The organism is Gemmatimonadetes bacterium SCN 70-22 (assembly GCA_001724275.1).
Lineage (GTDB): Bacteria > Gemmatimonadota > Gemmatimonadetes > Gemmatimonadales > Gemmatimonadaceae > SCN-70-22.
This window is the reverse complement of sequence record MEDZ01000019.1, coordinates 108,493-115,215: the sequence shown is the minus strand read 5'-3', so window position 1 is coordinate 115,215 and position 6,723 is coordinate 108,493. Positions and strand designations below refer to the sequence as shown.

Genomic DNA, 6,723 nt, shown 5'->3' with positions numbered 1-6,723 from the left:
GATCGTGGTGGGGACGGTGGTCACGGAGGTGACGGTCAACCCGGCCGAACCCGCCACACCATCGATCGTGGCCGATACGGTGGAGGAGCCAGCTGCAATTCCGGTGGCGGTGACGGTCGACGATGTGCTCGACGAGAGCGACACCACGGTCCCGGCGCCGGTCGCCGCCCACTGCACGGCACGGCCGGAGATGATCGCGCCGTTGACGTCGCGCGCCACCGCGGTGGCCTGCGCCGTGGCACCCGGAAGGATGCTCGACACATTCAGCGTGACCTGCACGGTCTTCACCGTGGCCACGGCTGCCTGGACGGAGAGGCTCGCCCCCCCGCTCTTCCCCTCGCTTTGGGCGGTGATCGTCGCGCTCCCGGCCCCGACCGCGGTGACGTACCCGCTTTGCGAGACCGTGGCGACCGCCGTGTTCGACGAACTCCAGGCGATCGTGCGCCCGGAGAGCGTGCTGCCGCTCGCATCGCGCAAGACCGCCGTTGCTTGCGTCCCCTGCCCCACCGTCAGGGCGGACGAGGCGAGCGAGACCGACACCGACGCCACGGGATTGGCGGTGGGCGTGGCGCCAGCCACCGCGATCGTGACGCTGGCGCTCTTCCCCTCGCTGGTGGCGGTGACGGTCGCCGTGCCGGCGCCGACGGCGCGCACCATGCCGCTCGCATTCACCGTCGCGACGAGCGTGCTCGACGAGGTGAAGTAGATCGTCCGTCCGTTGAGCACCGTCCCGGTGGAGTCTCGCAGCGTCACGGCCAGGAAGGCGGAGTCGCCCACGACCATCGACGAGACGGGACTCGTGAGGGTGACCGAGCTGACCGGGAGCGGCGTCGATGCCTGCACGGTCACGCTCGCGAAGCCTTCCTTCTCCGCCGTCAGGGCCATGATCGCCGTGGACCCCGCGGCGAGTCCCGTGACCGTACCGGCGTTCGAGACCGAGACCGTGGCCGGATCGACGCTGCGGAACGTGACGGGATAGTCGAGGATCTCCTTGCCGCTCGTGTCGTAGACCTTCGCCATCGCGCTCGTGGTCTCGCTCACGCGCAGGACGGCGGAGTTGAGCGTCACCTTCACCGCGCCGACCGTCGGCGACGGCGGCGCCGTCACGGTCACGCTGGCCTGCGCCGATGCCCCTTCGATGGTCGCCGTCACGGTGGCACTGCCAGCCGCAACGCCCGTCACACTCCCGGTCGGCGACACGGTGGCCACGGAAGGCGCCGAGGTGGACCACGCCACGGGACGATTCTGCAGGACGTTACCCTGCGCATCGCGTGCCGTGGCGACGAGCTGCACCGCCTTCCCCGCCTCGACGCTGGGGGCTGACGGCGACACCGATACGCTCGCCACCGGGACGTTCTGGACCGTGACGGACGCGGTGCCGACGAGCGTCCCGACCGCGGCCCGGACCGTCGCGGTCCCGAGCGCGACGGCCGTCACCATCCCGTTGCTGCTGACGGAGGCGACGCCCGTCGCGGACGACGACCAGGTGATCGCCAGCCCGGTCATGACCGTGCCGAACTGGTCGCGAACCTCGGCGGTCAGCGGCGCCGTGGTGCCGACGGTGAGGAGCGCCGACGACGGCGTGATCGCGATCGACGAGGGCACGGCCCCGATGACGGTGAGGCGCTGGCTGGCGACCTTGCCGTCGCAGATGACCGAGATGGTGGTCTGTCCCCCCACCAGCGCGGTGATCACGCCGCTGCTGTTGATGGTCGCCACCGCGGGGTTGCTCGACTGCCAGGCCAGGGGGCGACCGGTGAGCGCTTCCCCGGTCGCGTCCAGGGGAGTCGCCACCGCCTGCATCGTGTTCCCCACCACGATCGAGTCGTTGGGGAGGGTCAACTTCACCGACGCGGCGCTCGCCGACGACACGTTCACCGCCGCGGTGCCGGTCCTGCCGTTCACGCTGGCGCTGATCATCGCACCGCCGACGGCGATCGCCGACACGCGTCCGTAGCGATCGACGCTGGCGACGGCGGGACTGGACGACTTCCACTTGACGTCGCGTCCCTCCACCAGGCGACCGAGGTTGTCGCGCACCTCAGCGACCAGCACCTGGGCATCTCCCACCGCCAGCGCCAGGTTGCCGGGCACCAGCGTGACCGATGCGATCGATGCGGCCGTGACCTTGATGTTGGCCGAGGCGGTCACGCCCTCGATGGTCGCGAAGACCTCGAGGTTCCCTTCCGACACCGTCGCCACCGAGCCATCGCCCAGGAGGCGGGCCGCGTTGGAGTCGGACAGCGTCCATCGCACGCGATCGGTGGCCATGGCCGTGTTGTCCGGCCCGACGAGCGTAGCCTGGAACTGGATCGTGTCACCGGCGGTCGTCGCCACGGCCCCCGGCGCCAAGTGCAGCTCGAAGCGGGGAAGGAAGACGACGAGGCGACCGGTGTCGGCGCTGGTGCCGGCTCGGGCGACGATGCGGGCCTCGCCACTGGCGATCGCGGTGACCGCGTTGCCGGAGATCGTCGCGATCGTGGGGTCGAGCGACGTCCAGGTGACCGGGACACTTCGCGCGGCGCCACCAGTCGTCGTGACGCTGGCGGCGAGTTCGCGGGTGGTGCCGATCAGGATCGAGTCGTCCTTCGAGACGATGCGAACGACCAGCTGATCGGTCGGCGGCGCCGGAGGAGTGGCGACCCCCCCCGCGTCCGAACCGCTGCATGCGGCGCCGGCGAGGGAGACGAGGGCGAGAGCGACGACCCTGACGATGCGCGAGCTGCAGTGCATGCGACCTCCACCTACCTGAGCGTTCGGCGGCCCGACGAGCGTGGCGCGACGGATCGCGCGTTAGCCTCGTAGCTTTGCGTCCGGGGGTTTCCCCTCCGTTTGCCCTTGTCGCGTCTCCGGAACTGGAGGCGCAGATGATGTCGGCGTGCCCCGAGCGCACGCCCATTCGCGGTGAAGACGAGGGCCGCGGCCGAACGTCACGCGATAACTCGTTTCAGCCGTGAGGGTTAGCCGTTTCTCAGCGTGCGACCGAGGTCACAAATCGCTGGTGCGCCGCATCGGCTCGCGTGGCCTTCGAGGCTCACGCGTGGTGGCAGAATGCAAGACGACGAGGGCGACGAGGGCGCGACGGCCGAAACCGTCGCGCCCTCGCGCCTCAGGGGAAGGCCCCCCTGATCAGGGGATGATGATACCCTGCGTCGCCGCGAGCACCCCCGCCGTGTTGGCCCCCTTCCCGGTCGACTGCCCCGCCGACAGCGAGGAGACGAAGGTCCCGTTGGGATACCCGGACTGGAAGGCGCCGATCATCACCACGTTCTTCCAGACCACGGTGCCGGAGAAGGCCTTGAGGGAACTCTCCCCGATGCCGTACCAGGACGAGAAGAACCCGTACTGGCCGTACGACACCAGGTTGTTCTCGTACGCGAAGTTCGTCGCCGCCGGCACGCTGGCGACGTTGACGAACTGGTTCAGGGCGCCCGGCGCGGTCATCGTGTTGCTGCGGATGGTGACGTTCTGCGCGTTCTGCATGATGCTGACGAGGCGCGCATCACCGGTGTAGATCCCGGTATTGATGTTCTCGACGATGTTCTGCTCGATCAGGAGCCGGTTGAGCAGCCCGCCGATGGGGTAGGTGTTCGAGCCCTCACGACCGGTGATGCCGAAGCCGGCCCCGGCGTTGCGAATGATGTTGTTGCGGATCGTGATGTCGGTGGCCGTGCACCAGGTGCAAGCGCCCGACTGGTTCGCGACCTTGAGGACGAAGGCGTAGCCGACCTGGCCATCCTGCCACGAGCCGTCGAAGACATTCCCCTCGATGAGGACGCGCTGCACGTTCTTGGTCTCGAAGAGGTTCTTCTTCGTCCACACGCCCTTCCAGCCCGCAGGGGTGTAGACGTAGTTGCGACGGATCTCGATGTCGCCGGGGACGAGGTTGGGGATTCCGGGGTCCCCCCCACCGAACATGATGTTCTCGCCCGCGCCAGCCAGCGTGTTGTTGACGATCCGGTACGGCCCGGGGCCGTTCCATCCGGCGATGGCCTGCGTGTCGTACCCCTTGGCGTGACAGTCCTGCAGGTAGCTGTCCTCGATCACGGTGCGAGCCGAGTTGAGCGCGACGCAGCGAATGAGCTGGCCGTTGGTGGCACCGTGGATGTAGGTACGGTCGAGCACGAGGTCGAACGGGACACTGCTGAGCGACGTCTGCTTGGACGAGCCCTCGCCGAGGGTGACGAGCCCGTAGTGGATGGCGGTGAGCCTCGGATCGACGAGCATCTCGACGCCCGAGATCCACCACCCGCTCGTTGCCGCCGCCGTCATGAGGGCCGGGGCGACCGTGTTGGCCATCAGCTTGGGCATGAGCGCGGCGTGCGCCGGCGTCACGCGGGTTCCACGCGGGGGAAGGCTCGACTGGCGATCGGAACGGATCACGATCCAGCCGTTGGCCGAGGTCCCGGACTTGGCGGGGAGGACGAAGCTCCCGGTGAACGTTGCCCCTGCCGGGAGCACGATCTCGTCGCCGCGCTGCGCCTGGTTGAGGATCGACTGGAGGTTATCGCCCGCCTTGACCAGCCACGACTTGCCGGTGACCTGCGGGTACGACACGGAGATGGTCTGGGGCAAGGCCGGGAGCGCGAACGACGACGAGGGCGGCGGCGAGGTGATCACGCTCTGCACCGTGATGGACACCTGCCCCGACACGCCGGACGCCGTGGCCTTGATGGCCACGGTCCCCGCGGCGACGCCCGTCACGAGCCCGGCGGCAGTCACGGTCGCGACGGCGCTATTGGACGACGCGAAACTGAAGGCGACGCCGGGGACGATGGCCCCGCCCGCATCGCGGGCCACCGCGGTGACCGTCGTCGTGGCGCCGGGGGCGATGGTCGTCACCCCGGCCGCGACGGTCACCGACGCGACCGTCTGGCTGGCGATCACCTTGACCGGAATCGTGTCCGTATGCTTGGTGGTGTAGGCGATAACCGCGGCGCTTCCGCCCGAGCGGCCCGTCGCGACGCCTCGCGCGCTGACGGAGACGACCGTCCCCGCCGCGCTCTTCCAGTTCACGACCCACCCCTCCTTGGCCGCGACCTTGGACAGCTTGCTCACCGCGTTGAGGTCGCGCGAGTCACCGACGCTGAGGGTTTGCGTGGGCGAGACGACGACCACCTGCGATGCGTCGAAATCGAGCAGGGGCTCGCGAACCGTGGGGGGCTGCATCGCGTCGCAAGCCGCGAGGGTGCCGAGGGCCGCCATCGTGCAGGCAATGCGGAGCGCGCGTACATCGTGCTTCATTGATCCTCCCGAAGGATGTGGAGTCCGTTCGGCGGCTCGACTGGCGTGGCGCGTTGCAACTGCGGTAGCCTCGTAGCTTTGCGTCGCCGTCTTTCGACGGGTTTGCCTTTGTCGCGTCCACCCTTCGAGAGGGTGTGATGCGATCCTGCCGATAGTGATGGGGCTGTGGAAAAGCGGCGCGCCGTATCGGTCAATTCGACCGGGCGGCCGTTCGACGCCCCGAAGGGCGCCAATTACTGTTCAGCAACGCAATGCCAAGCTATTCGGCAGCTTAGCCCGGCTGTTAGGACACACGTCGCAGCGACGCGGTGAGCCAGGTCACGACTACTGCCACAAATTGAGGCATTCTAAGGCATCGCGGGCTGTCGCGAAACGCGACATCGTGCGCCGAGACAAGCCCGCGCACGAATGCACCTGACGGTTCGCGTCCGCGGGCGGAGGGCCGCGGCGGCTCAGGTGGCGTCGCCGGCGACGGCCTGCGCGAGCTTCTCCGCCGTCACCCGCATCGATCCGGGTGCGAAGAAGTCGAGGCTCGTCGATCGCCGCGCCAGCGGGGCGAAGGCCTTCAACGCGCGGCGCGCGGCGAAGCGTGCCGCATACGCCCGGGCACGCGCCGCCAGGCGCAATGGGGCGTTGCGACTGTCGGACTCGTACCCGAAGGCGCGAAGCGTCCGCACCAGCATCGCATCGACATCGCGGGCATCGCCAGGCGCGAGCTCGGTGCGCCAGCGTCCCTGGAACCCCCCGGTCGCCCCCGGAAACGACGTGTTGGGACGCCCAACGCTCCCGATCCCCACACGCACGATGTCCTCGTGGTCGAGGCGCTGGTCGATGAACGCGCCCACCCGGTCGAGCACCTCCTGCGGACGGTCGACCAGTTCCTCGTAGCGTACCTCGAGGTACGCATCGCCCAGCGCGCGCCCCTCGCGCCGGCCGGCTCGCACCACCCAGTCCCAGTACGCGGCCGCCGCAAGGGCAGGGCGATCGCGGTCGGTCGGCAGCGGACGGATCCATCGCTGCCGCGACAGCGATGCCGCTACGTCGCGCCCGTCGCGGACCACGTGGATGAAGAGTGCCCCCGGCAGCTGCGCCGCGATCTCGCGCATGTGCAGCACGTGCGCCGGCGTGGTCTCGGCCCAGCGCCGCAGCCCCTGGCGTCGCCCCATTTCCTCCATGATCAGCCGGAGGAAGTCGCCCGGCGAGCGACAGTCGCGCTCGACCAGGTCGCGGACCACGTCCGCAGGGAGCGCGGACAGCGTGTGGCAGTCGGAGCCGAGCCAGACGTCGAGCGCGCCCTGGATGTCCGCACGACGGCGCATCCCGCCGAAACGCGGGGCGAGGGTGCTGAAGACGTGCGTCTCCGTACGGTAGCGCACGAATCCGCCCGCCGAGAGGAGCATGTGGTACAGCAACGTGGTCCCCGATCGCGGGGACCCCACGGTGAAGACAGGCGCCTGCGCGCGGGAACCAGCCACGCGC

Annotated in this window: 2 protein-coding genes, 1 pseudogene and 2 other annotated features; all 3 genes and pseudogenes read right to left on the bottom strand. The window is 69.3% G+C overall.

Going from position 1 to position 6,723, the window contains the following annotated elements:
* A pseudogene (locus ABS52_11045) lies at window positions 1-2,733 on the bottom strand (hypothetical protein).
* A gap of 22 nt (window positions 2,734-2,755) precedes the next feature.
* Window positions 2,756-2,847: a binding site (cyclic di-GMP riboswitch class I), on the bottom strand.
* Between the two features lie 282 nt (window positions 2,848-3,129).
* Window positions 3,130-5,244 carry a hypothetical protein gene (locus ABS52_11040; GenBank protein ODT03133.1) on the bottom strand — a complete coding sequence of 705 codons (2,115 nt, stop codon included), beginning with the start codon at window positions 5,242-5,244 and terminating at the stop codon, window positions 3,130-3,132.
* Between the two features lie 27 nt (window positions 5,245-5,271).
* Window positions 5,272-5,361 (bottom strand) — a binding site (cyclic di-GMP riboswitch class I).
* Between the two features lie 335 nt (window positions 5,362-5,696).
* Window positions 5,697-6,683, bottom strand: a complete 987-nt coding sequence (locus ABS52_11035) for a hypothetical protein (GenBank protein ID ODT03132.1) — start codon at window positions 6,681-6,683, stop codon at window positions 5,697-5,699.
* Window positions 6,684-6,723 lie beyond the last annotated feature (40 nt).

What these genes read in the sequence shown, in the direction of transcription:
- ABS52_11040 (ODT03133.1), bottom strand. Translation starts at nt 5,244, where the DNA reads ATGAAGCACGATGTACGCGCGCTCCGCATTGCCTGCACGATGGCGGCC.